At 68.5% G+C, this 25541-nt stretch carries 25 protein-coding genes; 16 read left to right on the top strand and 9 right to left on the bottom strand.

Annotation, left to right across the window (positions count from 1 at the left end; all coding sequences use genetic code 11):
• Positions 1-29 precede the first annotated feature (29 nt).
• The 5 genes from AC0662_RS38040 to egtD all read left to right on the top strand — a co-directional run bounded on the left by AC0662_RS38040 (position 30) and on the right by egtD (position 7029).
• Positions 30-2612, top strand: coding sequence for a glycoside hydrolase domain-containing protein (locus tag AC0662_RS38040; protein WP_478306759.1), 2583 nt, complete (start codon positions 30-32; stop codon positions 2610-2612).
• Between the two features lie 163 nt (positions 2613-2775).
• The gene (locus tag AC0662_RS38045; protein ID WP_452200052.1) at positions 2776-3996 is read left to right on the top strand and encodes a glutamate-cysteine ligase family protein; all 1221 of its coding nucleotides are present in this window, start codon (positions 2776-2778) and stop codon (positions 3994-3996) included.
• Positions 3993-5330, top strand: a complete 1338-nt coding sequence (gene egtB / locus AC0662_RS38050; RefSeq protein WP_478306761.1) for an ergothioneine biosynthesis protein EgtB — start codon at positions 3993-3995, stop codon at positions 5328-5330. Before AC0662_RS38045 ends, egtB begins: the two co-directional genes overlap by 4 nt.
• The gene (gene egtC / locus AC0662_RS38055; RefSeq protein WP_452200055.1) at positions 5330-6067 is read left to right on the top strand and encodes an ergothioneine biosynthesis protein EgtC; all 738 of its coding nucleotides are present in this window, start codon (positions 5330-5332) and stop codon (positions 6065-6067) included. The genes egtB and egtC overlap by 1 nt, the downstream gene beginning before the upstream one ends.
• Complete coding sequence (gene egtD / locus AC0662_RS38060) at positions 6064-7029, top strand: L-histidine N(alpha)-methyltransferase (RefSeq protein WP_478306763.1); 966 nt, start codon at positions 6064-6066, stop codon at positions 7027-7029. Before egtC ends, egtD begins: the two co-directional genes overlap by 4 nt.
• Positions 7030-7032: 3 nt before the next feature.
• On the opposite strand, the gene AC0662_RS38065 is transcribed toward egtD, so the two are convergent.
• From AC0662_RS38065 to AC0662_RS38075, 3 genes are read right to left on the bottom strand one after another with little or no spacing between them, the layout of a single operon-like run.
• Complete coding sequence (locus AC0662_RS38065) at positions 7033-8334, bottom strand: ABC transporter substrate-binding protein (protein WP_452200059.1); 1302 nt, start codon at positions 8332-8334, stop codon at positions 7033-7035.
• A 12-nt stretch (positions 8335-8346) separates the two neighbouring features.
• On the bottom strand, positions 8347-9231 hold the full coding sequence (locus AC0662_RS38070; protein ID WP_478306765.1) for a carbohydrate ABC transporter permease: 885 nt from the start codon (positions 9229-9231) through the stop codon (positions 8347-8349).
• A gap of 10 nt (positions 9232-9241) precedes the next feature.
• Complete coding sequence (locus tag AC0662_RS38075) at positions 9242-10204, bottom strand: carbohydrate ABC transporter permease (protein ID WP_478306767.1); 963 nt, start codon at positions 10202-10204, stop codon at positions 9242-9244.
• A gap of 78 nt (positions 10205-10282) precedes the next feature.
• On the opposite strand from AC0662_RS38075, the gene AC0662_RS38080 reads away from it, so the two are divergent.
• Complete coding sequence (locus AC0662_RS38080; RefSeq protein WP_452200064.1) at positions 10283-11332, top strand: LacI family DNA-binding transcriptional regulator; 1050 nt, start codon at positions 10283-10285, stop codon at positions 11330-11332.
• Positions 11333-11361: 29 nt separating this feature from the next.
• Positions 11362-12084 carry an alpha/beta fold hydrolase gene (locus AC0662_RS38085; protein WP_452200066.1) on the top strand — a complete coding sequence of 241 codons (723 nt, stop codon included), beginning with the start codon at positions 11362-11364 and terminating at the stop codon, positions 12082-12084.
• 39 nt (positions 12085-12123) lie between these two features.
• Here the strand turns inward: AC0662_RS38085 and AC0662_RS38090 are convergent, their stop codons facing one another.
• Positions 12124-12819, bottom strand: coding sequence for an SH3 domain-containing protein (locus tag AC0662_RS38090; protein ID WP_452200068.1), 696 nt, complete (start codon positions 12817-12819; stop codon positions 12124-12126).
• A gap of 178 nt (positions 12820-12997) precedes the next feature.
• Complete coding sequence (locus tag AC0662_RS38095; RefSeq protein ID WP_452200070.1) at positions 12998-13474, bottom strand: CHAP domain-containing protein; 477 nt, start codon at positions 13472-13474, stop codon at positions 12998-13000.
• A 239-nt stretch (positions 13475-13713) separates the two neighbouring features.
• Here AC0662_RS38095 and AC0662_RS38100 point away from each other — a divergent pair, with 239 nt between their 5' ends.
• Positions 13714-14358, top strand: a complete 645-nt coding sequence (locus tag AC0662_RS38100; RefSeq protein WP_478306770.1) for an NBR1-Ig-like domain-containing protein — start codon at positions 13714-13716, stop codon at positions 14356-14358.
• Between the two features lie 298 nt (positions 14359-14656).
• On the opposite strand, the gene AC0662_RS38105 is transcribed toward AC0662_RS38100, so the two are convergent.
• Positions 14657-15589, bottom strand: coding sequence for a type IV toxin-antitoxin system AbiEi family antitoxin domain-containing protein (locus AC0662_RS38105; protein ID WP_452200073.1), 933 nt, complete (start codon positions 15587-15589; stop codon positions 14657-14659).
• A gap of 214 nt (positions 15590-15803) precedes the next feature.
• Positions 15804-16310 carry a GbsR/MarR family transcriptional regulator gene (locus tag AC0662_RS38110; protein ID WP_452200075.1) on the bottom strand — a complete coding sequence of 169 codons (507 nt, stop codon included), beginning with the start codon at positions 16308-16310 and terminating at the stop codon, positions 15804-15806.
• Between the two features lie 97 nt (positions 16311-16407).
• Between AC0662_RS38110 and AC0662_RS38115 the strand changes: the two genes are divergently transcribed.
• The 7 genes from AC0662_RS38115 (at position 16408) to rpe (ending at position 22746) form a co-directional block, all read left to right on the top strand.
• Positions 16408-17322 carry an ABC transporter ATP-binding protein gene (locus tag AC0662_RS38115; RefSeq protein ID WP_452200076.1) on the top strand — a complete coding sequence of 305 codons (915 nt, stop codon included), beginning with the start codon at positions 16408-16410 and terminating at the stop codon, positions 17320-17322.
• Positions 17319-18917, top strand: coding sequence for an ABC transporter permease (locus tag AC0662_RS38120; RefSeq protein ID WP_478306773.1), 1599 nt, complete (start codon positions 17319-17321; stop codon positions 18915-18917). Before AC0662_RS38115 ends, AC0662_RS38120 begins: the two co-directional genes overlap by 4 nt.
• Positions 18918-19002: 85 nt before the next feature.
• The gene (locus AC0662_RS38125) at positions 19003-19383 is read left to right on the top strand and encodes a PPOX class F420-dependent oxidoreductase (protein WP_452200080.1); all 381 of its coding nucleotides are present in this window, start codon (positions 19003-19005) and stop codon (positions 19381-19383) included.
• Positions 19373-20584, top strand: coding sequence for a precorrin-6y C5,15-methyltransferase (decarboxylating) subunit CbiE (gene cbiE / locus AC0662_RS38130; RefSeq protein WP_478306775.1), 1212 nt, complete (start codon positions 19373-19375; stop codon positions 20582-20584). The genes AC0662_RS38125 and cbiE overlap by 11 nt, the downstream gene beginning before the upstream one ends.
• Positions 20581-21321: a precorrin-4 C(11)-methyltransferase gene (gene cobM, locus AC0662_RS38135; protein WP_452200084.1), complete on the top strand. Its 741-nt coding sequence runs from the start codon at positions 20581-20583 to the stop codon at positions 21319-21321. Before cbiE ends, cobM begins: the two co-directional genes overlap by 4 nt.
• On the top strand, positions 21318-22046 hold the full coding sequence (locus AC0662_RS38140; RefSeq protein WP_478306778.1) for a cobalt-precorrin-6A reductase: 729 nt from the start codon (positions 21318-21320) through the stop codon (positions 22044-22046). The genes cobM and AC0662_RS38140 overlap by 4 nt, the downstream gene beginning before the upstream one ends.
• Positions 22047-22080: 34 nt before the next feature.
• On the top strand, positions 22081-22746 hold the full coding sequence (gene rpe, locus AC0662_RS38145; protein ID WP_478306780.1) for a ribulose-phosphate 3-epimerase: 666 nt from the start codon (positions 22081-22083) through the stop codon (positions 22744-22746).
• On the opposite strand, the gene AC0662_RS38150 is transcribed toward rpe, so the two are convergent.
• Positions 22711-23934 (bottom strand): MFS transporter, encoded by a 1224-nt coding sequence (locus AC0662_RS38150; protein WP_478306782.1) that lies wholly within the window; start codon positions 23932-23934, stop codon positions 22711-22713. The genes rpe and AC0662_RS38150 overlap by 36 nt on opposite strands.
• A gap of 48 nt (positions 23935-23982) precedes the next feature.
• On the opposite strand from AC0662_RS38150, the gene AC0662_RS38155 reads away from it, so the two are divergent.
• Complete coding sequence (locus tag AC0662_RS38155; protein WP_452200092.1) at positions 23983-24783, top strand: HAD-IIA family hydrolase; 801 nt, start codon at positions 23983-23985, stop codon at positions 24781-24783.
• Here AC0662_RS38155 and AC0662_RS38160 read toward each other — a convergent pair.
• The gene (locus AC0662_RS38160; RefSeq protein ID WP_478306785.1) at positions 24780-25538 is read right to left on the bottom strand and encodes a polysaccharide deacetylase family protein; all 759 of its coding nucleotides are present in this window, start codon (positions 25536-25538) and stop codon (positions 24780-24782) included. The two genes, AC0662_RS38155 and AC0662_RS38160, sit on opposite strands and share 4 nt — an antisense overlap.
• Between the last annotated feature and the right edge of the window lie 3 nt (positions 25539-25541).

Genomic DNA, 25541 nt, shown 5'->3' on the forward strand with positions numbered 1-25541 from the left:
GTCCTGCCGAGCCGCGAAGGCTGGTCGGCATGCGCTGGACACGAGTAGTGGTGGCGAGTGGACTGATGGTGACGACGGTCGGACTGGCGCCTGTGGCGCGAGCAGCCGGCGCGACACCGGGCATGTGGACCGAGACGTCGTACAGCTCGGTCTTCAAGGACAGCGGGCGGTCGGCGGACGCCCGTGACGAGATCCGGCTCGATACCGCCAAGAACGACTACGAGGCGGCGCAGATCGTGCTCCGCGGGCCGGCTGCGTTCACCGTGAAGACGGTCGACTTCAGCCCGCTGACCGGGCCGGGCGACGCGATCCCGGTGAGCGAGCTGAGCTACAACCCGGTCGGGTACGAGTACCTGAACCACAACTCGGTGTTCGGCGGGAATCAGGCGGTGTACCCGACCACGCGAACCGCACCGGGCGACTTCCCGGACCGGCTGCTGAACCAGCCGAGTATCGATGTACCGGCGAACCAGACGCAGTCGCTGTGGGTTCGGGTGCACGTCCCTGCGACCGCGAAGGGCGGCGTCTACCGCGGCCGCGCCACGGTCCGTACGACGAACGGGAACCTGAAGGTCCCGATCACGGTGAACGCGCGCAACGTGGTGATCCCGCCGGCGAACCAGAGCCAGTTCACCAACGTGATGTGGACCAACTTCCTCGGGCTGACGTCATACGACCCTGGGGACGGCGACACCGTGAAGCTGTTCTACGGGCACGACCGGTACTCACCGGGCTGGTGGCAGCTGATCGACAACTGGGCCGACACCATGAAGAAGTACCGGCAGAACAACCTGCAGCTGCCGTTGCTGAACCTGCTCACCGACGGCGGCAGCAAGGTCGATGCGGACGGCAACTATACGTTCAGCTTCAGCCGCTTCGACGAGGTCGTGCAGCGGTTCGTCGACAAGGGCGTGGTGAACCGTCTCGAGGGTTTCACCGGCGCCGGTCCGCAGAACAAGGACCACAACAGCCAGTACCCGCGGTACCTGGTCGAGGTGACACCGAAGGAGACCGGCAAGCAGGTGCCGGACTACGTCTGGTGGGACACGCCTGAGGCGGAGAACTGGTACAAGCAGTTCTATCCGGCGCTGCGGCAGCACCTGGCCGACAAGGGCTGGCTGAGCATGTTCTGGATGCATGTCGGCGACGAGCCGGGGGCCGGTGGTGACCCGGGCTGGTTCGGTGTCGCGAACAAGCTGCGGCAGTACTGGCCGGACGTCAAGATCGGTGACGCGGTGGTGAACGACCTGGCCGCGCGCGTGGCGCAGTCCGAGGACATCGTGATCCCGAATCTGTTCACCTACACCCTGAACCCGGCGCCGTTCGACGCCGAGCGGGCCAAGGGCAAGCCGCTGTGGTTCTACAACTGCAACATCCCGGTCGGCAATCACCTGAACAGGTTCATCGACCAGCCGGAGTGGAGTCAGCGGCAGACCATGTGGCTCGCGTACGGGCGCGGCGCCACCGGGTATCTGCACTGGGCGTACGGCAACTGGCAGTACAAGATGGACAACCAGGACGTGAAGGGCGATGGCTACATCGTCAGACCGGACGCTGTGCACAACACCGTCGAGGCATCACCGCGGTACGAATCGCTGCGGGACGGTATGGAGGACTGGGAGGTCCTCAACCACCTCGGCAGGACCAATCCGGGTCTCGCACACGACCTGGCGACCAGTCTGGTGCAGCGAAGCGACAAGTACTCGCCGGACGTGAACTACATGCAGCGGATCCGTGCGATCGCACTGGACGCAGCTGCCGGGCTGCCCGTAGCGCCAAACAACCTGGTGCGCACGGCCTCGGCGTCCAGTGGCGACGCTGCGAAGGCAGTGGACCACAACAGCTCCACCGCGTGGCAGCCGGCGAGCGGTACAGGTACCAACTGGGTGCAGGTCGATCTGGGTCGGCAGGCGCAGGTGGACGGCGTACGGCTGCGCTGGGGGAGCACCTACGCGAACAAGTACCGCGTCCTGATCTCGTACGACGGCGCCAAGTGGGCCGAGGCGGGTCAGGGGACTGGCGATGGTGCGGACGACTTCGTCGGGCTGAACGCGAAGGCGAGGTACATCCGGGTCGAGGCCACCAGCTCCGGTGGCGGCGCGACGCCGTACCAGCTCCGCGACTTCGAGGTGGCGGGGAGTCATCTGGTGCAGCCGAACATCGCGGGCGGGAAGGCATACGAGCGGACCGAGCCGTCCGCGCGGTTCCCGGACGCCGCGAAGACCGAGGCGACCGACGGTGTGCTCGGCGACGACTGGGGTGACGGGAAGAGCTTCGGGTACGAACTGCTGAACGTCGGCGACAGCGTGCAGCCGGTGGTCACCGTCGACCTCGGCCGGGCCCAGCCGGTCGCCAAGGTCCGCGTGCACGCCTACGAGGAGTATCCGGACTACCGTCCAGATCAAGTCACGGTCTCGACCAGTACGGACGGAACGAACTTCACCCAGCGGGCGCAACAGAGTTCCGTGAACGGTTCGTCGAACATCTGGTACGACGTCGGTTTCGCGCCGGTGTCCGCGCGGTGGGTGCGCGTGACGTTCGACAAGTTGCGCACGAACGACCGCAACACCGGGATGTTCCTGGACGAGATCGAGGCGTACGGGCACCAGTAGTTCGCTCACAGCGGAACCAACCGTAGATGTCCTGATCCGGCCGGAATCTGTCGGTGGCGCCGGGGAACATGGCGGGCATGAGTCGACCCGCTGCCCAGGCGTCACCGACCGGTAATTTCCTGGTCGGTTGTCCAGTCCCCGACCCGGAGCTAGGTTCGCTGACGTGACCTCGCCCGGTGGTTCTCCGGCGACGACTCCGATCGGCTCCCGCGCCGAGGCGGAGGGGTACGTCGCGATGGTCTGTTTCAAGCACGGTCCACCCCGGCTGTACGGCGTCGAACTCGAATGGACCGTGCATCACGCGGAGGATCCGCACCGGCCCCTCGACGCCGGCCGACTGAGCAAAGCCCTGGGCGTGCACGCCCCGGCGACCCTGGTGAGAGGCAGTCCGCAGCTGCCACTGGGCCGGGGCGCCCTGGTCACCGTTGAGCCGGGTGGCCAGGTCGAGATCTCTCTTCCGGCATCGGATTCGGTCCCCCGGCTGATCGACGACACCGCAGCCGATGCCGCCGAGCTCACCGCTCTTCTCCTCGACGCGGACCTGGTCCCGGGGGCCTACGGCCTGGACCCCTTCCGCGCACCCCGCCGCATCCTCACCGTCCCGCGTTACGCGGCCATGGAACACGCCTTCCAGCGCGTCGGCCCACACGGACCACGGATGATGTGCAGCACCGCCGGCCTGCAGGTCTGCCTCGACGCCGGCGAGGCCGACCAGACCGCGCTGCGCTGGCGGGCCCTGCACGATCTCGGCCCCACCCTGGTCGGCCTGTTCGCGAACTCCCGCCGCCGCGCCGGTTCGGACACCGGCTGGGCGTCGGCGCGGACCGAGGCGACCTTCGGGACCTGCGCCCCGTTCACCGAGCCGCCGCCGCTCGACGGCGACCCGGCCGCGGCCTGGGCCCGGATGGCGATGGAGGCGCCGGTGCTGTGCCTGCGCCGGGGCGACAGCTGGAACGCGCCCGTCGGACTGACCTTCGGCGCCTGGGCGGACGGACAGCTGCCCGGCGACAGACCGACGTACGACGACCTGGAGTACCACCTGTCCACGCTCTTCCCGCCGGTGCGACCGCGCGGATACCTCGAGGTGCGCTACCTCGACGCGCAGCCGGGGGACGGGTGGATCGCCCCGACCCTGCTGCTCACCGCACTGATGTCCAGTCCGCTCGACCGGGTGTTGGCCGCTGCCGAGCCGGCCGCCGGTCGCTGGTTCCCCGCGGCCCGCGAAGGGCTGAAGGACACCTTGGTACTGCGGGCCGCCCGCGACGTGGTGGCCCTCGGGACCGAGCTGCTGGACCGGACCGGTGCGGACTCCGAACTCGTCGCTGCGGTCGCGACCCGGCTGCAGCGCATCGTCGACAACACCCAAGGAAGGCGAGCCTCATGAATCACCAACTCTCCGAACTCTCGCCGGAGGGCTTGCGTACGTTTGTCGCGGAGCAGCTCGAGCGGTCCCGGGCGCGGACCGTGCAGCTGACCGACGCGGTCGACACCGACGACCTGGTCAAGCAGCATTCGAAGCTGATGTCGCCACTGGTCTGGGACTACGCGCACGTCGGCAACCAGGAGGAGCTCTGGCTGGTCCGCGACGTCGGCGGCCGCGAGCCACTGCGCCAGGACATCGACGAGTTGTACGACGCCTTCCAGCACGCCCGCGCGGACCGGCCGTCGCTGCCGCTGCTCGGGCCGGTCGAGACCCGCGCGTATGTGACCGAGGTGCGGGACAAGGTTCTCGACGTACTCGATCATGTGAAGTTCGACGCCGGGCGTGAGCTGGTGGACAACGCGTTCGCGTTCGGCATGATCGCGCAGCACGAGCAGCAGCACGACGAGACGATGCTGGCGACCCACCAGTTGCGCGCCGGTGCCCCCGTGCTGGACGCGCCACCGCCGCCTCCGGGTCGCGCGGTGCCGTCGGCCGAGGTGTTCGTGCCGGGCGGTGTGTTCGAGATGGGTACGTCGATCGAGCCGTGGGCGCTGGACAACGAGCGACCGGCGCACGCCGTCCACGTCGCGCCGTACGTGATCGACACGGTGCCGGTGACGAACGGGGACTACCTGAGCTTCGTGCTCTCGGGTGGGTACGACGATCCGCAGTGGTGGTCCGAGGCCGGATGGGCGCACGTTCAGAAGGCATCGTTGGTCGCGCCACGGTTCTGGTCGACCGTCGACGGCGAGTGGTGGCGGTTGCGGTTCGGTCACCAGGAGCGGCTGCCGCTGGACGAGCCGGTGATGCACGTCTGCTTCTACGAAGCGGAGGCGTACGCGAAGTGGGCCGGCAAGCGGCTGCCGACCGAGGCGGAGTGGGAGTTCGCGGCGCGGTTCGACCCGGCCTCGGGGCGGACGCGGCGGTTCCCGTGGGGTGACGAGTCGCCGGGTCCGCAACACGCGAACCTCGGGCAGCGGCACCTGCGCCCGGCGCCGGTCGGGGCGTACCCGGCGGGGGCGTCGCCGCTGGGCGTGGAGCAGTTGATCGGCGACCTCTGGGAGTGGACGTCGAGCGACTTCACGCCGTACCCCGGGTTCCGCGCGTGGCCGTACGACGAGTACTCACTGGTGTTCTTCGGGCCGGACTACAAGATCCTCCGCGGCGGCTCCTTCGGCACCGACGAGGTCGTTGCCCGCGGCACCTTCCGGAACTGGGACTACCCGATCCGCCGACAGATCTTCGCCGGCTTCCGCTGCGCCCGCGACCCCCGCCCCGAGGAGCTGCAGTCCTGATGTGCCGCCACCTGGCGTACCTCGGTCCTCCGGTCACCCTCGCCGCCCTGGTGCTCGAACCGGACCACTCCCTCTACGAGCAAAGCTGGGCCCCCACCGACATGCGCGGCGGCGGCACAGTCAACGCCGACGCCTACGGCCTCGCCTGGTACGTCGACCACCAGCTCGTGAGGTACCGGCGCAACGTTCCGATCTGGACGGATGACAACCTGCCCGGCTTGGCCGGCTCGATTCGTTCCAGCGCGGTCGTCGCCGCGGTGCGTAACGGGACCGACCGGATGCCGCACACCGAGGCGGCGGTCGCGCCGTTCACGCGCGGCAACTGGGCGTTCAGCCACAACGGCCGCATCACCGGCTGGCCCGACTCGACCGTGAAACTCGCCGAACAGCTCCCCGTCGCCGACCTGCTCCAACTCGACGCCCCGGTCGACTCGGCCCTCCTGTTCGCCCTCATCACCGCCCGTTTCGCCACCCATTCCGCACAGGACGCGGTCGCGTCGGTGGTGCGAGACGTCGAGGCCGCCGCACCGGGCTCGCGCCTCAACGTCCTGCTGACCGACGGCGAGCAACTGATCGCGACCACCTGGACCCACTCGCTGCACGTCCGCCGGACCGACGACTCCATCACGGCCGCCTCCGAACCATCGAGCGGCGACTGGACCGAAGTACCCGATCGTTCCCTGCTCGTGGCCACCGCCACCACCCTCCACATCACCCCGATGGAAGGACCAGCGTGACCCTCATCGACGTACATCTGACTCCGGACTACGCGGCTAAGGCGCTGCGGGAGGACGTTCGGGCGGGGCTGACGGCGACGCCGAAGTGGTTGCCGCCGAAGTGGTTCTACGACGCGCGGGGGAGCGAGCTGTTCGAGGAGATCACGCGGCTGCCGGAGTACTACCCGACGCGGGCCGAGCGGGAGATCCTGCTGGCCCGGGCCGGTGAGATCGCGACGATCACCAACGCGCACACGCTGGTCGAGCTCGGTTCGGGGTCGTCGGAGAAGACCCGGCTGCTGCTCGACGGGCTGCGCGACCACGGCACGTTGACGTCGTTCGTGCCGTTGGACGTCTCGGAGTCCGCGCTGCGCGAGGCGGCCGACGCCATCAACACCGACTACCCGAAGCTCGACGTCCACGGTGTCGTCGGTGACTTCACCGCGCACCTGGACAAGTTGCCGGGTGATCCGCCGCGGGTGGTCGCGTTCCTCGGCGGCACGATCGGCAACCTGATCCCGGCCGAGCGGGAGGCGTTCTACACCGCGATCCGCGACGTCCTCGAGTCCGGCGAGTTTCTGCTGCTCGGCACCGATCTCGTGAAGGATCCCGCGACGCTGGTCGCGGCGTACGACGACGCGGCCGGCGTGACCGCCGAGTTCGACAAGAACGTGCTCCGGGTGATCAACCGGCAGCTCGGCGCGGACTTCGACGTGGACGCGTTCGAGCATGTGGCGGTGTGGGATCCGGACAACGAGTGGATCGAGATGCACCTGCGCGCCACCCGGGCGATGCGGGTGCTGATCCCGGAGATCCACCTGGAGGTCGGATTCGAGGCGGGGGAGGAGATCAGCACCGAGATCTCCGCCAAGTTCCACCGCCCCGGAGTAGAAGCCGAACTCAGCAAAGCGGGCTTCACGTCGGCCGCATGGTGGACCGACACTGAAGCCCGCTTCGCCCTGTCACTGTGGGAAGCAGTCTAGAAATTACCCACCCTGCTTGATCAATCCGTTGATCTTGTCGACGTACGTCGGGAGTTCGCTGACCGGCTTCTTGCCACTCAGGATCGGCTGGTAGTTGGCCGTGGTCAGGTCACCCACCTGCTGGGCCCACTGGGTCGTGAAGCGAACCCCGACCGTCTTCTCCGCACCCAGGTCGGCCTTCACCGTGTCGACGACCGTCGGCTGCTGCGCCTTGGTGAGCGCGTCGAAGTAGCTCGCCTGCGCCGGGGTGTACGCCGGCGGCGCCACCGGGGAAGCCGGCAGAACGGCGTCCCACACCTTGGTGTTGATGTACGACAGCACCTTGAACGTCGCGTCCTGGTCCTTCGTGTACTGCGGCGTGCAGATGCCGACCGAGTCGTACAGCGTGGTCGCCGTCTGCACCTGCGGGAACGGCGCGAACCCGTACTTGATCTTCGGCTTGTCGGTCTGGAACCCGGCGGCCAGCCACTGCCCGCCGAACGTCATCGGCACCTTGCCGGCCGCGAACAGCGACTGCACGTTCGCGGCGTCGTACCCGGGCGGTGCGACGGAGCCGTTCTTGATCGCCGCGACCAGCTTCTCCACACCCTCCTTGTACTTGTCGTCCGCCTCGGCCTTGGTCGGGTGGTTCACGTTGTCGGTGAACGGTGCGCCGCCCGCCGAGGTGGAGTACAGGCTCATCGTGAACGGACCGTCGGCCGACGTCAGCTGGTCCGCGACCAGGCCGTATTTCGCCCCGTTCTTGTTCGCGAGTTTTGCGGCGGCCGAGTACATGTCGTCCCACGACCAGCCGGCCTTCGGCAGCGGGATGCCCGCGGCGGTGAACGCGTCGGCGTTGTACCAGACGCCGTAGGTGTTCATCAGTGACGGGAGGCCGCCCATCTGGCCGTCGGCGGTCTTCCAGTTCTCGATCGCGGACGGGACGAACTTGTCGGCCTTGAAGTCGCCGTCGCCCTCCTTGATCTTGTCCGCCCAGTCGACGAGCAGACCCTGCGACGTGTACTGCTGCTCGGTGTCGTTACCGCACCAGAACAGGTCCGGGAGCTTCTTCGCCTGGGTGAGCGAGGCGAGCTTGTCGCCGTACTGACCGCTCGGGGAGTCGAGCAGTTGGACCGTGATGTTGTCGTCCTTGAAGTCCGCCAGCGCCTTCTTGATCGCGGCGTTGGTCTCCGCCGACTCCCACGTCATCACCGTGACGGTGACCGGCCCGCCGCTCGAGCCGCCGGAGTCCGAGCCGCCGCCGCACGCCGTCGCCGCCAGCAACCCCGCGCACGCCAGCGCGGTGACACCCAATGTCCTCTTCACAAGGAATCTCCTCTATTTCTGGTTCGTGCTGCCGAGAGCGCCGAGGCCCTGGATGAAGTAGCGCTGCGCGGCGAAGAAGATGATCAGCGGCGGCAGCATGTACAGCAGGTTGGTGGCCATGTAGTAGCTCCAGTCCGGCGTCTTCCCGGCGAACGGGGAGACGAACGCCGCCATACCCACCGACAACGGCCACTTGCCGGACGAGTACAGGTAGACCAGCGGGTTCAGGTAGTCGTTCCAGGACGCCTGGAACGCGAGGATCGCCATCGTCAGCCAGGCCGGCCGGGTCAGCGGCAGCATCACCTGCGTGAAGATCCGCAGGTGCCCGGCACCGTCGATCTTGGCGGCCTCGTCGATCGAGTACGGGATGGCCAGGAAGTACTGCCGGGCCAGGAAGATGAACAGCGGGTTCCCGCCGAGGAAGGCCGGCACGATCAGCGGCAGCCAGGTGTCGTACCAGCCGATGCTCTTGTACATCTGGAACAGCGGGATCAGCCCGACCACACCCGGGAGCAGCATGCTGCCGACGAACAGGTAGAACCACACCTTCCGCCCGGGGAACCGCAATCGGGCCAGCGCGTAGCCGGCCATCATCGCCGTCATCACCCCGCCGAGCACGCTGAGCGCGGTGATGATCATCGAGTTCAGGAACAGCTTCGGGAAGTGGATCGCCTTCGGCCCGTCGATGAAGTTGCTCCACGTCCACTCGTGCGGCAGCAGCTTCGGCGGGATGTCGAACACGGCGGTCCGGCTCTTCAGCCCGATCGTGATCATCCACAGCAGCGGGACGACCATCACCGCGCAGATGAACAGCGCGACGACGTACCACGCCGTCGTACCGACGACTCGCGGGTTCTTCTTCGGTGGCGGGACGGCCGGAGTGGCCGTGGGCGTCACCGGGGGAGCTTCAGTCGGAAGTGCTGTCACTGTACGTCCAGAGTGAGGAGAACTTCGCGGTCAGGGCGATCACGGCGATGATGATCACGAACAGCACCCACACCTGCGCCGAGGCGTACCCGAGCTGCGGGATCTTGCCCAGGGTCGGGAAACCGTTGTTGTAGATCCCCAGCATCAGCACGTTGGTGCTGAACCCAGGGCCACCGCCGGTGAGGATCTTCGGCTGGTTGAACGTCTGCAGTGCGGCCGTGGTCTGCAGGATCACCTGCAGCAACATGATCGGGCTGATCATCGGCAGCGTGATCCGGAAGAACACCGACCACGGACCGGCACCGTCCACCTTGGCGGCCTCGTACAACTCGGTCGGCACCGACTGCAGCGCGGCCAGGAAGATGATCATCGTGCCGCCGACGCCCCACAGCATCACCAGAACCACTGCGGGCATCGCCATCTTCGGACTCTGCAGCCACAGGCTGGTCGGCAGTCCGAGCCGGTCGAGGATCGTGTTCATCAGCCCGACCTGGGGGTCGAGGATGAACTTCCACAACGTGATCGTCGCGACCGCCGGCAGCACCACCGGCAGGTACGCCAGCGTCCGGACCACCCGGACACCGGCGAAGCGCTGGTTGCAGAACATCGCGAGCGCGAGCCCGATGATCAGCGACAACGGGACGTACAGCAACACCAGATAGCCGGTCGCCCGGATCGCCGGCCAGAACGCCGGGTCGGTCGTGAACAGCCGGCGAAAGTTGCCGAGACCAACGAAGACCGGGTCGGTCAACCCGTTGTACTTCGTCAGCGCGAGATAGAACGATCGGATCAGCGGATAACCCACGAAGGCGAGGAATCCGATCATCGCGGGCGCGATGAACAGGTACGCCGCCTTCACGTCGGAGCCGGCGTTGCGGCTCATCCCACCACGGGCGCGGGTGCGCTTTCTGGTGGTGGATCCGCCTAGAGGAGAACTACTCATCCGGCCTCCTGGACGGTAACGTTTCCAACGTTTTACTGTTGGGTGACGATGCCGTGTCGTGAAAAGGAAGTCAACCCCGTGTCCGAAACGTTTCCAAGCAAGCCGGAGATCATCCGGCCGACGATGATCGACGTTGCCCGGCGGGCCGGCGTCGGCCTCGGCACGGTGTCGCGTGTGGTGAACGGTGGCCACGGCGTCCGTGACGAGACCGCGCAACGCGTCCGGGCGGCGATCGACGAGCTCGGTTTCCAGCGCAACGAGGTCGCTCGCGCGCTCCGTCCGGGCAAGAAGTCGACCAGTCTCGCACTCGTTCTGGGTGACCTGACCAACCCGTTCTACGCGAGTATCGCCAAGGCCGCGCTCGAAGTCGCCGGGCAGTCCGGGTACGCCGTCGTACTCGGATCCGTCGACGAGGATCCCGAAGGGGAGAAGCGGGCGATCCAGGAACTGGTGAGCCGGCAGGTCGCCGGGCTGATGATCGTCCCGGACCAGGGCGACCACTCGTTCCTCGAGGGCGCCGGCATCCCGGTGGTGTTCCTCGACCGGCCCGCGACCGGGATCGACGCCGACATCGCGATGGTCGACAACGAGGGCGGTGGCCGGCTCGCGACCGAGCACCTGCTGGCGCAGGGGCACGAACGGATCGCGATCCTGCTCGCCCCGTCGTACTACACGACCGGCCGCCGGCTGCGCGGGTACCGGCGGGCGCACCGGGCCGCGGGGATCGACGTCGACGAGTCGCTGGTGATCCAGCTGCCCGAGGGCAACGCTGAAGCCGCCGAGAAGGCGACCCGTGAGGCGATGCTGCGCCCCGATCCGCCGACCGCGATCTTCGCGTCGACGAACTTCCTGACCGAGGGTGTACTGCGGGCCCTCGGTGAGCTCGGTCGTGAGCCCGCGGTGGTCGGGTTCGACGACTTCCGGCTCGCCGACATGCTGCCGACACCGGTCACGGTCGTTGCCTCCGACATCGCCGAACTCGGACGCAGCGCGGCGCGGTTGCTTCTCGCCCGAGCGTCCGGTGCTGACACCCGGCCGCCGCAGCGGATCGTGCTTCCCTGCGCGCTGATCGAGCGCGGTTCGGGAGAGCGGCCGCCGGATTCTGCTGCCAAGAGAAAGGCTCGGTGAGCTCGCGCGCCGCTGGTTAGGGTCGGGGCGTGCACTACGAATCCGTGGGCGAAGGCCGGCCGCTCTTCTTCCTGCCCAGCTGGGGTGGCGACGGCGGCGAGGGCCGCGCCGTCCACGAACCGATCTTCGAGCACCGTTCAGGCTGGCGCCGGATCTACGTCGACCCGCCCGGCACCGGCAAGTCGCCGGCCGTCCCGTCGATCACCGACCAGGACGGCATGGTCTCCGCGATCGCCGACCTGATCACGTCGGTGATCGGTGCCGAGCCCTTCGCCCTCGCCGGTACGTCGGCCGGCGCCCTGCACGCCCGCGGCCTCGTCAAGCGCGACCCCGCGCGCGTTCTCGGATTGTTGCTCAGGGCACCGGGTATCGTCATCGACCGCTCCCGGCGCACCCTCCCGACCGACGAACACCTCGATCCATCGGCGGAGCGCGATCGCCAGCATTTGTTCTACGACAGGGCCGAAGCGCTTGCCGACCTCGCGTTCCTCGGCCGGATCCAGGGCAACGTCTCCAGCTACGGGCTGCGTGAGGATCCGTCGATCCGCTTCGAGCGACCGACGCTGATCGTGACCGGCCGCCAGGATGTGATCGCCGGGTACGCCGACGCGTGGGCGATCCTCGACGACTACCCGCGCGCGACGTTCGCCGTACTGGATCAGGAGGATCACTTCCTGCCCGGGCCCGGAGTCGCGGCGTACCGCTCGCTGGTCGCGGACTGGCTGGACAGGGTCGAGCACCCGGACGCGTGAGGGGCGGAACGCGCGTCCGGGTGCTCGTGTTCGGGAAGGTCAGAAGTTCGGCCAGGCCCAGCCGAGGTAGCTGTTGAAGTACGGCAGCTTCGCGAGCCCGATCTTCCCGTTCACACTGGTGGCCCAGAAGTACCCGTCACCACGGGCAACCCCGACGTGCCCGTACGGTGCGGCGAGGTCCCAGAAGACCAGCGCGCCTTTCGGCGGATTCAGATCACCGCGGTGTGCCACGCCGCGGGCCACGGCATCGTTCCAGTCGGCCTTGGCGGAGGCCCAGATCGCGGTCTTTCCGTACGAGTTCTCCGCGGCCATCTCGCAGTACCCCTGGAAGGCGGTCGAGCCGTTGCGGGCGGCGTACCAGGCGATGGCCTTGTCGGCGCGGGGGTTGCTGGTGCAGAGCGGTGCGATCAGGCCGCTGCTGCCGGTGTTGACGTAGGAGTCGGTGATGAAGCCCTTGCCGGGGATGTGGTCCCAGACGAGGCTGCGGCCGTACTTGCCGGTGACGGGCTCGCCGTAGATCTGACAGTCGATCTCTACGGTGCCGTTGGGTTGGGTGCCGACCGTGCCGAAGCTGGTCGCGTTCCCGGAGCGGATGGCGACGCCGGTTCCGCTGTCGGTGACGACGGTGCCGGTGGCGGCACTGGCGGTGAGGGTGCCGGTGCCGAAGGCGGTGGCGCCGGCGAGCAGGGTGGTGACGGCAACACGGGCGGTGATGCGCATGAGGGCGGTACGCATGGTGTGTTCCCTTTCGTGAAGTTGTACTCGCAGGGAACCAAACCGTGACGGTGTTGTCGCAGTGGGCAACAAGGTGGTGAGCCACTGGTGGGGCAGCCGGGGTGGCTGAGTGGCGGTGGTGGCTGGTGGCGGCTGGTGGCGGCGCCCGCGGGGCGGTCGGGCGCCGCCGTCGGGCCGGTCAGAAGTTCGGCTGCGCCCAGCCGAGGTAGTTGTTGAAGTACGGCAGCTTCTGCTTGCCGATCGCGCTGTTGACGCTGGTGGCCCAGAAGTTGCCGTCACCGGTGGCCACGCCGACGTGTCCGTAGGCGCTGATGTTCCAGAACACCAGTGCGCCCTTCGGCGGGTTCAGGTCACCCTTGTGCGCGGCGCCACGGTTCACCGCGTCGTTCCAGTTGGCGATGGCGGACGCGTACACGCCGGTCGTGCCGTACGCGTTCTCGACGGCCTTCTCGCAGTACCCCTGGTACGCCGTGGACCCGTTGCGGGAGGAGAACCAGGCGATCGCGTCATCGGCGCGGGACTGTGGGCTGAAGGTCGATGCGGTGCTCGTTGCCGCCGGCGCTGTCTCTGCCGGTGCGGCTGCTGCGGTCGTAGCGGGGAGGGCGGCGCCTCCGAGAGCCAGTACGCCCAGGGCGGCGGTGGCGGTCAGACGCATGAACGAACGGGAAAGGAGGGACCTCATGATGGTTGCCTTTCGCTCTGAACTGCGATGGTCAGGGCCTGTTCTCTTGGAGAATCAGCTACTTTGTGCAGACAATCAGAGCGTGACTGGATTGTCGCAGTGGGCAACGGAACCGAATCACGGATATTTGGTATTTTGTGTAGATAAGTGACGGCGAGAGCGGAGAGTGCGCCGTGCGGCCAGCCCAGGCTCGGTACGTGATCGGAGCTCGCATGCGCGAGCTGCGCGAGGCCGCCGGGGTGCCGTTGACCCGCGCCGCCACCGACTCCGGCTGGGACAAGGGCCACCTGTCCCGCGTCGAACGCGGCCACACCAAGCCCAGCCGCGAACTCATCGAGTGGTACGACGACTCGTTCGGCGCGAACCAGGCGCTGGTCAACCAGCTGATGGAACTCGACGCCGCCGTCCGCGCCGGCCGCGACATGTCCCAGCGCGACTTCCGCCGGCACGTCCAACCGGTCCTGCTCGGCGGATCCGTACCGATCGACCACCACCCCGACGACCGCGCCGAGCTGGTCGGCGAGACGGTGCCGGACGGCATGCAGGTGCGCCGCGACGAGACCTTCGAGAAGACCTGGGTACTCCGCAACAGCGGCCAGGCCTCCTGGCACGACCGCTGGCTCACCCGCCAAGGCGCCGCCGGCACCCCCGGCTGGCTCCGCTCCCCGGCCCGCGAACGCGTCCCCGACGCCGAGCCCGGCGAGATCGTCACGGTCGCGATGACCCTGCAGTCCCCGTCCCAAGTAGGCGCCTCCACCGCCTACTTCAAAATCACCGACGAAGCCGGCCGCTTGTACTACCCCGGCCTGGAGTCACCCCCGCTCTACTGCACCATCTTCACCATCTACGAGCCCTAACCCGGGGCCGTGAACAGGAACCGGTGCCACAGCACCCGAAATAACCTGTTCAAGCCCCCCGCCCGTTGGGCTCACCCCCAGTTCTTGCCGCAACTACGCCCCGCACCACCTTCCGCGCTGCCGCAACCCCGCGCCGGCGCCGCTGCGGCCCCGCACCGCCTCCGCTCCGCGCGCCCGCGCTCCAGTCGCCCGCGCTCCGCCCTCCGGAGCATCCGCCCCTGCCTGGTCCCGGGGCCGTGAACAGGAACCGGTGCCACACCACCCGAAATAACCTGTTCAAGCCACCTGCTGCCTGGGCTCAGCCCCAATTCCTGCCGCAGTTGCGGATGCGGTTGGCGGTCGTGTGGGGTTGGTCTAGGTCGGCCCAGCTCACGCGGGCGACGTGATATCCGCAGGCGCGGAGGCGGTCCTCGCGCCACTTCTCGGCGACGATGGCGTCCGAGTTGTCGCCGTACTTCGCTGCTCCGTCGAACTCGACTACACCACGGGGTGCCACCAGGAAGTCGACTCGGGCGACGAATCGGCCTTGGTGGTCACGGATCTCGACCTGCAGCTCCGGCGTCGGTAGACCCTGGTTCGCCATCAGGACCCGGAGCCGTGACTCGCCGACCGATTCACTGAGGCCGTTGGCGAATCGCGCCGCAGCTCGCGCGGCCGGGGAACCACGCCAGCACTCGTGCCGGTCGGCGGTTGTCGTGAGTGCGTCGACCGTCACCAGCTTCTGGTGCAGCGCCGCGTCTCCCAGTACGACGCCGACTTCGTACGACGAGGCGCAGGCTGTCTCGGCGATTGCGCGGGCGGCACTGGTGACCGGGATGCCGTTCACCACGGTGATCTCGCCTGGGGAGAAGTGCGAGCGGTGCACCGCGGCGACGGCATCGGATCGCGTTCGGCCGCTCGCCTTGGTCACGTGCACCTTCGCGAGATCGAGCCCCCAGCTCGGCAGCCCGTGCAGCAGGACGGCGGACTGATGGCTGACGATCACCCCAGGCCCCATCCTCCCGATCACGGCGCGGGTCTTCATTAGATGTAGTCGTCTGGCCCTCTCCCAAGGCTCCTCTCCATCGGGCCGCGGCGCGTCCTCGACGTACACGTCGCGGGACAGCCGCGACCACTGCCCGGACCGCAGTCTTCGCCGAAGCTCACTGTCGCTGTATCCGGACTCGGTCGCGTCCGCACGGCAGAACCAGCCGCCGCGGGCGCCGGCGAGCACGCTCAACTTCGGATTCATACCGACAAGATGCAGTCGTCGCGAAGCTCGCCGACGGATGAATTTCCACCTGTGGACAGCCAGAACCCGGGGCTGACGCCTGCCTACGGTGGCGTTGAACAGGAAATAACCTGTGTCCCCCCACGAGATCCTGTCCAAGGCCCCCGCGGTACGCCGCTGATCCCGTGTGCGCCGCAGTACGCCGCTGGTGTCCCGCGCGCGACCGGGCGCTCGGTCAGCCGGCGTTGAGCTCTGCGTCTATTTCGGCGTCGAGTTCGGCTTTGCGTTTGATCCAGCGTTCGCTGAGGCCTTTGACCTCTTCGTTGATGAAGTCGATGAAGCCGAGGGAGACGCGGATCCGGCGGTGGGCGTCGGTGCCTTCGCCGGAGGCGTCGAGGACCTTGCGGAGGGATTCGGACCAGCGGCCGAGCGACGCGTCCTCGGTCATCATCGTCTGGTACCAGGCGTCGTCCTGGACGACGTACACATCGCGGCGGCTGCCGGGCTCGCGTTCGCGGGTCGCGAGGCGCAGCTGGAGCAGGTAGTTGACCGCGCCGGAGACGGCGGCGGGGCTGGCTTGCAGCTGCTCGGAGAGTTCGGCGGCGGTCATCCGGCCCGACACGCTCGACAGGATCGCGGCGAACGTCCGGCCCGCCATCCGCGGCCAGCCGGTGTCGGCGAGCAGGTTGCCGAACTGCTCGGTGTACCGCTTCACGGCGTCGTCGTCTCGATGTGCACTCACCGCCCCATCATCCCCTCTGGGTCGCTCGGTTACCTGACAGGTGAGAAACGTGTTAGCAAGATTCACAATCTTCTGAATGAAGTGTACGTTATGAATCATGACATCAGCCATCGTGGTCTCTGGACTGCACAAGTCGTACGGAAGTACGCACGCCCTCGACGGCCTCGACCTCGACGTCGCGACCGGTGAGGTGCATGGCTTTCTCGGCCCGAACGGTGCCGGGAAGTCCACCACCATCCGCGTCCTGCTCGGACTGCTGCGCGGTGACGCCGGTGATGTCTCGCTGCTCGGCGGTGACCCGTGGCACGACGCGGCCAAGCTGCACCGGCGGCTGGCCTACGTGCCGGGTGACGTGAACCTATGGCCGAACCTGACCGGTGGCGAGGTGATCGACCTGCTCGGCCGGCTCCGCGGTGGGCTGGACGAGAAGAAGCGTGACGAGCTGCTGCGCCGGTTCGACCTCGACCCGACCAAGAAGGGCCGGACGTACTCCAAGGGCAACCGCCAGAAGGTCGCATTGGTCGCCGCGCTGGCGTCGGATGTCGAGCTGCTGATCCTGGACGAGCCGACCTCCGGCCTGGACCCGCTGATGGAGGAGGTGTTCCGGCAGTGCATCGAGGAGGAGCGCCAGCGCGACCGCACCGTGCTGCTGTCCAGCCACATCCTCTCCGAGGTCGAGGCGCTGTGCGACCGCGTCAGCATCATCCGCCGCGGCAAGGTGGTCGAGACGGGCACACTGTCCGACCTGCGCCACCTGACCCGTACGTCGATCCACGCGGAGCTGTCCGGTGCGGTGAACGGTCTGGCGCAGCTGCCCGGAGTTCACGATCTCGATGTCGAAGGCAACCGGGTGCGGTGCGAGGTGGACACCGCACAGCTCGATGCGGTGATGCGGCAGCTGTCCGCGAGCGGCATCAAGAGTCTGGTCGCGCAGCCGCCCACGCTGGAAGAGCTGTTCCTGCGGCACTACGAGGACGACGTACCGGCTGAGCCTGAGGCGGCTGTGCGATGAACGACTTCGTCGGCACCGGGACGCTGGTGCGGCTCGCGCTGCGCCGGGACCGGCTCCTGATCCCGGTCTGGATCCTCGTGTTCGTGATGTCGGCGGCCGGGTCGGCCAAGGCGTCCATCAGCCTGTACTCCGATCCGAAGTCGCTGGCCGAAGCGGCGAAGACGTCGAACGCGTCACCCGCCCTGGTCTCGCTGTACGGCCGGATCTTCGACGAGTCCTCGCTCGGGGAGGTCTCGCTGTTCAAGCTCACCGCGTTCGGTGCCGTACTGGTCGGCCTGCTCGCCGGGATCCTCGTGGTCCGGCACACCCGGACCGAGGAGGAGAACGGCCGTCTGGAGTTGCTGAGCGCCGGAGTGCTCGGTCGGTACGCCGCTCTGGCGGCCGCACTGATCGTCTCGGCGGGGACTGTCATCGTGCTCGGCCTGGTGACGGCACTGGCCCTGATCGGGAGCGGACTGGACACGACAGGCTCGTTCGCCTTTGGACTGATGTGGGCCGCGACCGGTCTGGCCTTCGCAGGCGTCGGTGCGGTGACTGCACAGGTCACCGAGAGCGCACGGGCTGCCAACGGGCTCACAGCGGTCGTGCTGGGCGTGGCGTACGTACTGCGGGCAATCGGCGACTCGTCCGCAGACGGGAGCACCCAATGGGTGTCGTGGCTGTCGCCGGTCGGGTGGTCGCAGCAGGTCCGTGCGTACGCGGGCGACCGGTTCGTCGTACTGCTGGTGCCGCTGGCGTTCCTCGGCGTAATGGTTGCTGCCGCGATCGCACTGATCCGTCGGCGTGACGTCGGTGCCGGTCTGGTGCGTCCACGTCCCGGTCCGGCGCGGGCGTCGGCGGGGCTGCGGTCACCGCTGGCGCTGGCGTGGCGGTTGCACCGAGGCTCCTTGTACGGCTGGGGTTTCGCGTTCCTGCTGCTCGGTCTGCTGGTCGGCAACATCGCCAGCAACGTGGACGGGTTCGTCAGCAGCCAGAGCGCCAAGGAGATGGTGCAGAAGCTCGGTGGTGTCGAGGGCATCACCGACGCGTTCCTGGCGACCGAGATGGGCATGGTTGGTCTGCTCGCGTCGGCGTTCGGCATCCAGGCCGCGCTGCGGCTGCGCTCGGAGGAGACTGCGCTCCGCGCCGAGCCTCTGCTCGCGACAGGTGTCTCACGGGCGCAGTGGCTCGCCAGTCACGTGCTGATGGCACTACTAGGTACGGCTGCGCTCATCCTGGTGGCCGGACTGGGTTCGGGTGTCTCGAGCGGTGCGTCACTCGGCAACATGGGTCGTCAGGTACCGCGGATGCTCGCGGCGGCCGCCGTACAGCTGCCGGCGATCTGGCTCGTGACCGCGCTGGTCGTGATCCTGTTCGGCATGGCTCCGAAGCTCGTCTCCGGGGGCTGGGTCCTCTACGGCGTGTTCCTGCTGATCGGTCAGTTCGGGGAGATCTTCAATCTGCCGCAGTGGATGATCGACCTCAGCCCGTACGGCCACACGCCTCGGCTGCCCGGTGGTGACTTCTCCGCCGCTCCGGTCATCTGGCTGACCGCGATCGCCGCGGCGCTCACCGTTGCCGGCTTCGCGACGTTCCGGCGCCGCGACATCGGCTGACCCTGATCGCGCTGGTCTGAGGGGTCCAGCGCCTCCGCCCCGCCCGGCACCTCACCGGGCGGGGCGGCTTGTCTACGATCCTGGGGTGTTGAGTGAGCAGCTGATCGAGTTCTGGACCGAGCGGCATCTGTGCGTGCTGAGCACGGTCCGTCCCGACGGGACCGTCCACGCCACCCCGGTCGGGGCGACCCTGGACGTCGAGGCGGGACTCGTGCGGGTGATCTGCTCCGGGACGTCGTACAAGGCTCGGACCATCCGCCGACTGGGGGAGGCATCGGTGTCCGTCACCCAGGTGGACGGGCGGCGCTGGAGCAGCATCGAGGGCCGCGCGGTGGTCAGCGACGATCCCGCCCGGGTGCGGGACGCCGAACGCCGCTACGCCAAGCGCTACAAGGAACCCCGCGTCAACCCGCAGCGAGTGGTTCTCGAGATCACCATCACCAAGGTGCTCGGCAATGCCGGCTGACCCGATCACCGTCGTCGGCATCGGTGCCGACGGCTGGGCGGGCCTCGCCGACGCCGCCCGCATCGCCGTCCAGACCGCCGAGGTCTTGCTCGGCAGCACGCGTCAACTGGCGCTCCTCCCAACCCCTGTCGCGGACGGTCGCGAGCCGAAGCGGCTGGCCTGGCCGTCGCCCTTGTCGGACGCTCTGCCCCGATTGCTGGAGGAGCACCGCGACCGCCGGATCTGCGTTCTCGCGAGCGGCGACCCCACGTTCCACGGCATCGGTACGACGCTGGTTCGCCTGCTCGGCGCCGACGCCGTACGCGTCATTCCGCACCCGTCGAGCGTCTCGCTGGCTTGTGCGCGACTCGGCTGGGCGCAGGACCAGGTGCAGGTGGTCAGCCTGGTGAGCAACCCGGTCGAGCGGCTGCACCCGCACCTCCAGCCCGGACGGCGGCTGCTCGTCCTCAGCCGGGGAGCGCAAACACCGGCCGACGTCGCTCAACTGTTGGTTGCCCGCGGCTACGGGCCCAGCGAGTTCACCGTCCTCGAGCAGCTCAGCGGACCAACCCAACGCATCCGTTCCACCGCGGCAGCCGACTGGTCCGACGACGTCGACCCCCTGAACGTGATCGGCATCCAGTGCGCGCCGGACGCGCCGGTGGTGTCCACCGTCCCCGGACTCCCCGACGACGCGTATGAGAACGACGGTCAGCTCACGAAGCGCGAAGTACGCGCCGTCACGCTCTCCCGGTTGGCGCCGGTGCCTGGGCAACTGCTCTGGGACATCGGCGGCGGCGCGGGCAGCATCGCGATCGAGTGGTCCCGTCACCACCCGGCCTGCCGGGCCATCGCGGTCGAACGCGATCCCGGTCGAGCCGAACGCCTGGACCGCAACGCCGCCAACCTCGGCGTACCGGTCACGACGATTGTTGGCCCGGCCCCGGCCGCCCTTGCCGGTCTCGAGAGCCCGGATGCGATCTTCATCGGTGGTGGAGCAACCGCCGCGGGCATGTTCGACGCCTGCTGGAGTGCCCTTCGCCCCGGCGGTCGGCTGGTCGCGAACGGCGTGACGTTGGAGACCGAGGCCTTGATCGCCCAGTGGTACAAGGCTGTTGGCGGTGACCTGGTTCGCCTCGAGGTGCAGCGCGCCTCCGCCGTCGGCACCATGACCGGCTGGCGTCCCGCGATGCCTGTGACCATCTGGAGCGTGACCAAGTGACGGTGCACTTCATCGGCGCCGGACCGGGCGCGGCCGACCTGATCACCGTCCGCGGGCGCGACCTGATCGCCGCCGCACCGGTCTGCCTGTACGCCGGTGCGCTCGTCCCGCTCGAGCTCCTCGACCACTGTCCACCAGGCGCCCGCAAGATCGACACGGCGAACCTGAACCTCGACGAGATCCTCGCCGAGCTCAGCTCCGCCCACGCCGAGGGACACGATGTCGCCCGCCTGCACTCCGGCGACCCCTCGGTCTTCAGCGCCATGGCCGAACAGATGCGCCGCCTCGACACCCTCAACATCCCGTACGACGTGACTCCCGGAGTCCCGGCGTACGCCGCAGCGGCCGCAACGCTGAGTCGCGAACTGACCGTCCCGGAGGTCGGCCAAACGGTCATCCTCACCCGGATCAGCGGAAGCGCCAGCGCGATGCCGGCCGGCGAAGACCTCGCCACGCTCGGCGCCGGGCAGGCGACGATCGTTCTGCACCTGGCCGTGCAGCAGATCGACCGCGTGGTGGACGAACTCATCCCGAACTACGGTCCGGACTGCCCGGTCGCCGTTGTGGCGCACGCCTCCCGCGACAACGAACTCATCGTCCGCGGCACCCTCGCGGACATCGCGGATCAGGTGAAGGCGGCGAGCATCCGGCGTACCGCCGTCATCATCGTCGGGAAGGTTCTCAGCGCGACGGCGTTCCGGGACAGCCACCTCTATTCGGTCGCCCGTAGTCGATGAGGGTTTTGCTGCTCGGTGGGACGGGAGAAGCCCGCGAGCTAGCCGAGCTCCTGGTCGCCGAAGGCGTTGACGTCCTCTCCTCGCTTGCCGGTCGTACGGCGGCGGCTGTGCATCCGGTCGGTGACGTGCGGGTCGGCGGGTTCGGGGGAGTCGACGGTCTGATCGCCTGGCTGCGTGCGAACCCTGTCGACGCTGTCGTCGACGCCACGCATCCGTTCGCTGCCCAGATGACTGCCAACGCGGCAGCCGCCGCTGCGCAGACCGGCGTACCCCTCGTTGTGCTTCGGCGCGCTGGGTGGAGTCCGTCAGCGGGGGACGACTGGCGGTGGGTCGACACTGCATCCGCTGCGGCCGACCTGCTTCCGGAACTCGGGTCGCGAGTCTTCCTCACCATCGGTCGCCAAGGGCTCGCCGACTTCGCTACGACGGGACTCTGGACGCTGGCTCGCTGCGTAGATCCGCCCGAGCCTCGTCCGACCTGGTGCACGCTGGTCCTTGCCCGCGGGCCCTTCGCGCTGGCGGACGAGCTCGCGCTGCTGCGGCGCCACCAGATCGACGTACTGGTCACGAAGGACAGCGGCGGACCCGCCACGGCCGCCAAACTCACGGCGGCCCATCAGCTCTCGCTCCCGGTCGTCGTGATCCGCCGACCCGAGCTCCCCGCCGGACCCGAAGTCGTCGAGTCGGTGGCAGAAGCCGCGCAGTGGGTGATGCTGACCACCTGATGGTGGGCGGTCAGGGGCTCGATAGATTGACGCCATGGGCATTCAGATCGCGCCGAGCATCCTGTCCGCCGACTTCGCGCGGCTGGCCGATGAGGCGACGGCCGTGTCGAACGCGGACTGGCTGCACGTCGACGTGATGGACAACCACTTCGTGCCGAACCTGACCCTCGGGATGCCGGTGGTCGAGTCCCTGGCGAAGGCGACCGACACGCCGCTCGACTGCCACCTCATGATCGAGGACCCGGACCGCTGGGCCCCGGGGTACGCCGAGGCGGGCGCGTCGAGCATCACGTTCCACGTCGAGGCCTGCAAGGCGCCGATCCGGACCGCCCGGGAGATCCGGGCCAAGGGCGCGCGGGCGGCGATGGCGCTCAAGCCCGCGACCCCGATCGAGCCGTACGAGGACCTGCTGTCCGAGCTCGACATGATCCTGATCATGACCGTGGAGCCGGGCTTCGGCGGGCAGAAGTTCCTCGACGTCTGCGTCCCGAAGATCCGGCGTACCCGCGAGTTGCTCGACAAGCACGGTCTGGACCTGTGGATCGAGATCGACGGTGGGGTGTCGGTCGAGACGATCGAGCGGTGCGCCGAGGCCGGCGCCGACGTGTTCGTGGCCGGCTCGGCCGTGTACGCCGCCGACGACCCGAACGCGATGGTCGAGAAGCTACGCGGTCTCGCCGAGCAGGCCGGCGGCCGGTAACTCAGGCTCCGGCTGAGCCGCCCGATCCGGCGGGATCCGCAGCAGCAACACCGTCGCCAGCACCGCGAGCACCGCGGCGAGCAACCATACGTAGCGCACGCCGAACGACTCGATCAGCGCGCCGGAGATCGCGGCCCCGATCGCCCCGCCGGCCGTCGCCGCGCTGCTCATCCACCCGAACGCCTCGGTCCGCGCGCCGTCAGGCGTCAGCGCACCCAACCGCTCGTACACCGCACCGATCGCCGGCGCCAACGTCAGCCCCGACAGCATCAGCGCGATCCCGAGCGACGGCGGTGACCAGGTCGCGAACACGCACAACAGCATCCCGAACCCGACCAGCGCGGCCCGCCGCCACACGTACGACGTACGTCGCGCGGGCAACGCACCGGCGACGGCACCACCGACCAGGCTGCCGAACGCCCACGCGGCCTCGAAGATCCCGGCGATCAGCCGTTGGCCGTGCTCGTCGGCGAACGCCACGATGCCGAGCGAGATCCCGCTGAACGACGTGATCCACAGGCCGAACGCGAGGATCAGCGCCAACCGGTGCCGATGCCAGAGCAACTGACGCGCGGTCAGTGGCCTGGCGGTCTGCGCGTCGTGGGGGAGCGGCTTCGGTTGTCGCAGTGCGTACCACCAGATGAAGACCGCTGACATCGCCGCCGCGAGCACGACACCGAGACGTGGGCTCGCCACGCTCACGGCGGTCGCCCCGATCATCGGCCCGACCATGAACAACAACTCCTGCGCCGTCGCGTCCACGGAGTACGCCGTCCGGAGCGTCGGACCCTCGACGACCCGCGGCCACGCGGCACGCAGCGTCTGTGAGACCGGTGGCACCAGCGCACCCGCGATCACCGCGACCGCGGGAAGCACGCGATACAGCCCGGCCGGCAGCAGAGCGATGGCCAGCAATGCGACGCTCCACGCGATCCCGGTCACCAGCAGCACGCCGCGCGGCCCGCGCCGGTCGGCCGCTCGTGACCACAGCGGCCCGGCGAACGCCGTACCGACCGAGTAGGCAGCTGCGACGACACCGGCCCAGCCGAACGAGCCGCTCGCGTCCTTCGCCAGGAACGCGATCGGCACCATCGTCGCGAGCATGGGTAGTCGAGCGAGCAATGAGGACACCAACAGCGCCATCACGCCACGCGCACGCCACAACTCCCGATACCCGGACAGCTCCATGCGTGCATTCTGGCGTCGGCCACCGACAATTCCGGCGGCCCGACTACGATGAGCCGGGTGACCGAGCACAAACCGGTGGAGAGCTGGTTGACGGACATGGACGGCGTCCTGGTGCACGAGGAGCGCGCCATCCCCGGGGCCGACGAGTTCATCGCGGCCCTGCAGGTGTCGGGCAAGAAGTTCTTGGTGCTGACCAACAACTCGATCTTCACCCCGCGCGATCTCCGGGCCCGACTGCTGGCCGCGGGTATCGACATCCCGGAGGGCGCGATCTGGACCAGCGCGCTCGCCACCGCCCAGTTCCTGGACGACCAGCGGCCGGGCGGCTCGGCGTACGTGATCGGGGAGGCGGGGCTGACCACGGCGCTGCACGAGATCGGCTACGTACTGACCGAACGCGACCCGGACTACGTCGTACTCGGTGAGACCCGGACGTACTCGTTCGAGGCGATCACCAAGGCCATCCGGCTGATCACCGACGGCGCGCGGTTCATCGCGACCAACCCGGACCCGACCGGCCCGTCGCAGGAGGGACCGCTGCCGGCGACCGGCTCGGTGGCGGCGCTGATCACCCGCGCGACCGGCGTCGCGCCGTACTTCGTCGGCAAGCCGAATCCGCTGATGATGCGCAGCGCGCTGAACCGGATCGAGGCCCACTCCGAGACGAGCGTCATGATCGGGGACCGCATGGACACGGACATCATCAGCGGTCTCGAAGCGGGTCTGCGAAGCGTGCTCGTACTGTCCGGGTCGACCGGGGAGCACGAGGTCGAGCGGTTCCCGTACCGCCCGACCCGGATCGTCGCGTCGATCGCCGACGTCGTACCGCTGGTGTCCAAACTCGCCTAGCAGGTCAGCGTGCGGAAGCCGTAGCCCTGCGCCTTCAGGGCCTTGAGGATCGCGGGCAGTGCCGCGACCGTCTGCGTGCGGTTGCCGCCGCCGTCGTGCATCAGGATCACCGATCCGCTGTGGACGTTCTTGAGTACGCGCTGCGCGATCGCCGCCGTACCGGGCTTGGTCCAGTCGCGGGAGTCGACGGTCCAGACCACGAGGTCCTTGTGCATCGCGAGCGCGCGTTGCCGGACGGTCGCGCTCACCCCGCCGTACGGCGGCCTCAGGCATCCAGGCGTAGTCCCGGTCTGCGCCCGGATCGCCTGGTCCGTCGACGTGACCTCCTTCTGGAACGCGGCCGCACCGAGTTTGCGCAGGTCGGCGTGGTCCCAGGTGTGGTTCTGCACGCTGTGGCCGGCTTCGTGGATCCGTTTGGTCAGCTCGGGATGCTTGACCACGTTCTTCCCGACCTCGAAGAAGGTCGCCTTGGCGTCGAACTGCGCCAGCACGTCGAGCACCTTCGGGGTGTACTCGATGTCAGGCCCGTCGTCGAACGTCAGTACGACGTACTTCATCGGCAGCGGCGTCTTGGTCGGCGAGGGGGTCGCGCCGGGTGTACCGGCCGCCGGAGCCGCCGCGGCGGGAGTGGGCACGGCTGACTTGGCCGGTGACCTCGCGGTCGACACCACGACGGTGCCGATCACCGTACTCACCAGCATCAGGATCACCAGGCCGACGGCCCGATTTCCCGCACGCGTCAAGCGAACGGCCATCTT

It is taken from the genome of Kribbella sp. NPDC043289, from assembly GCF_056436705.1.

Bases quoted from the DNA above. Each gene is read 5' to 3' on its own strand.
- AC0662_RS38040 (WP_478306759.1), top strand. From the start codon at position 30: ATGCGCTGGACACGAGTAGTGGTGGCGAGTGGACTGATGGTGACGACG.
- egtB (WP_478306761.1), top strand. From the start codon at position 3,993: ATGAATCACCAACTCTCCGAACTCTCGCCGGAGGGCTTGCGTACGTTT.
- egtC (WP_452200055.1), top strand. From the start codon at position 5,330: ATGTGCCGCCACCTGGCGTACCTCGGTCCTCCGGTCACCCTCGCCGCC.
- AC0662_RS38075 (WP_478306767.1), bottom strand. From the start codon at position 10,204: ATGAGTAGTTCTCCTCTAGGCGGATCCACCACCAGAAAGCGCACCCGC.
- AC0662_RS38090 (WP_452200068.1), bottom strand. From the start codon at position 12,819: ATGCGTACCGCCCTCATGCGCATCACCGCCCGTGTTGCCGTCACCACC.
- AC0662_RS38095 (WP_452200070.1), bottom strand. From the start codon at position 13,474: ATGCGTCTGACCGCCACCGCCGCCCTGGGCGTACTGGCTCTCGGAGGC.
- AC0662_RS38100 (WP_478306770.1), top strand. From the start codon at position 13,714: ATGCGCGAGCTGCGCGAGGCCGCCGGGGTGCCGTTGACCCGCGCCGCC.
- AC0662_RS38105 (WP_452200073.1), bottom strand. From the start codon at position 15,589: ATGAATCCGAAGTTGAGCGTGCTCGCCGGCGCCCGCGGCGGCTGGTTC.
- AC0662_RS38115 (WP_452200076.1), top strand. From the start codon at position 16,408: ATGACATCAGCCATCGTGGTCTCTGGACTGCACAAGTCGTACGGAAGT.
- AC0662_RS38120 (WP_478306773.1), top strand. From the start codon at position 17,319: ATGAACGACTTCGTCGGCACCGGGACGCTGGTGCGGCTCGCGCTGCGC.
- cbiE (WP_478306775.1), top strand. From the start codon at position 19,373: ATGCCGGCTGACCCGATCACCGTCGTCGGCATCGGTGCCGACGGCTGG.
- AC0662_RS38140 (WP_478306778.1), top strand. From the start codon at position 21,318: ATGAGGGTTTTGCTGCTCGGTGGGACGGGAGAAGCCCGCGAGCTAGCC.
- rpe (WP_478306780.1), top strand. From the start codon at position 22,081: ATGGGCATTCAGATCGCGCCGAGCATCCTGTCCGCCGACTTCGCGCGG.
- AC0662_RS38150 (WP_478306782.1), bottom strand. From the start codon at position 23,934: ATGGAGCTGTCCGGGTATCGGGAGTTGTGGCGTGCGCGTGGCGTGATG.
- AC0662_RS38155 (WP_452200092.1), top strand. From the start codon at position 23,983: ATGAGCCGGGTGACCGAGCACAAACCGGTGGAGAGCTGGTTGACGGAC.
- AC0662_RS38160 (WP_478306785.1), bottom strand. From the start codon at position 25,538: ATGGCCGTTCGCTTGACGCGTGCGGGAAATCGGGCCGTCGGCCTGGTG.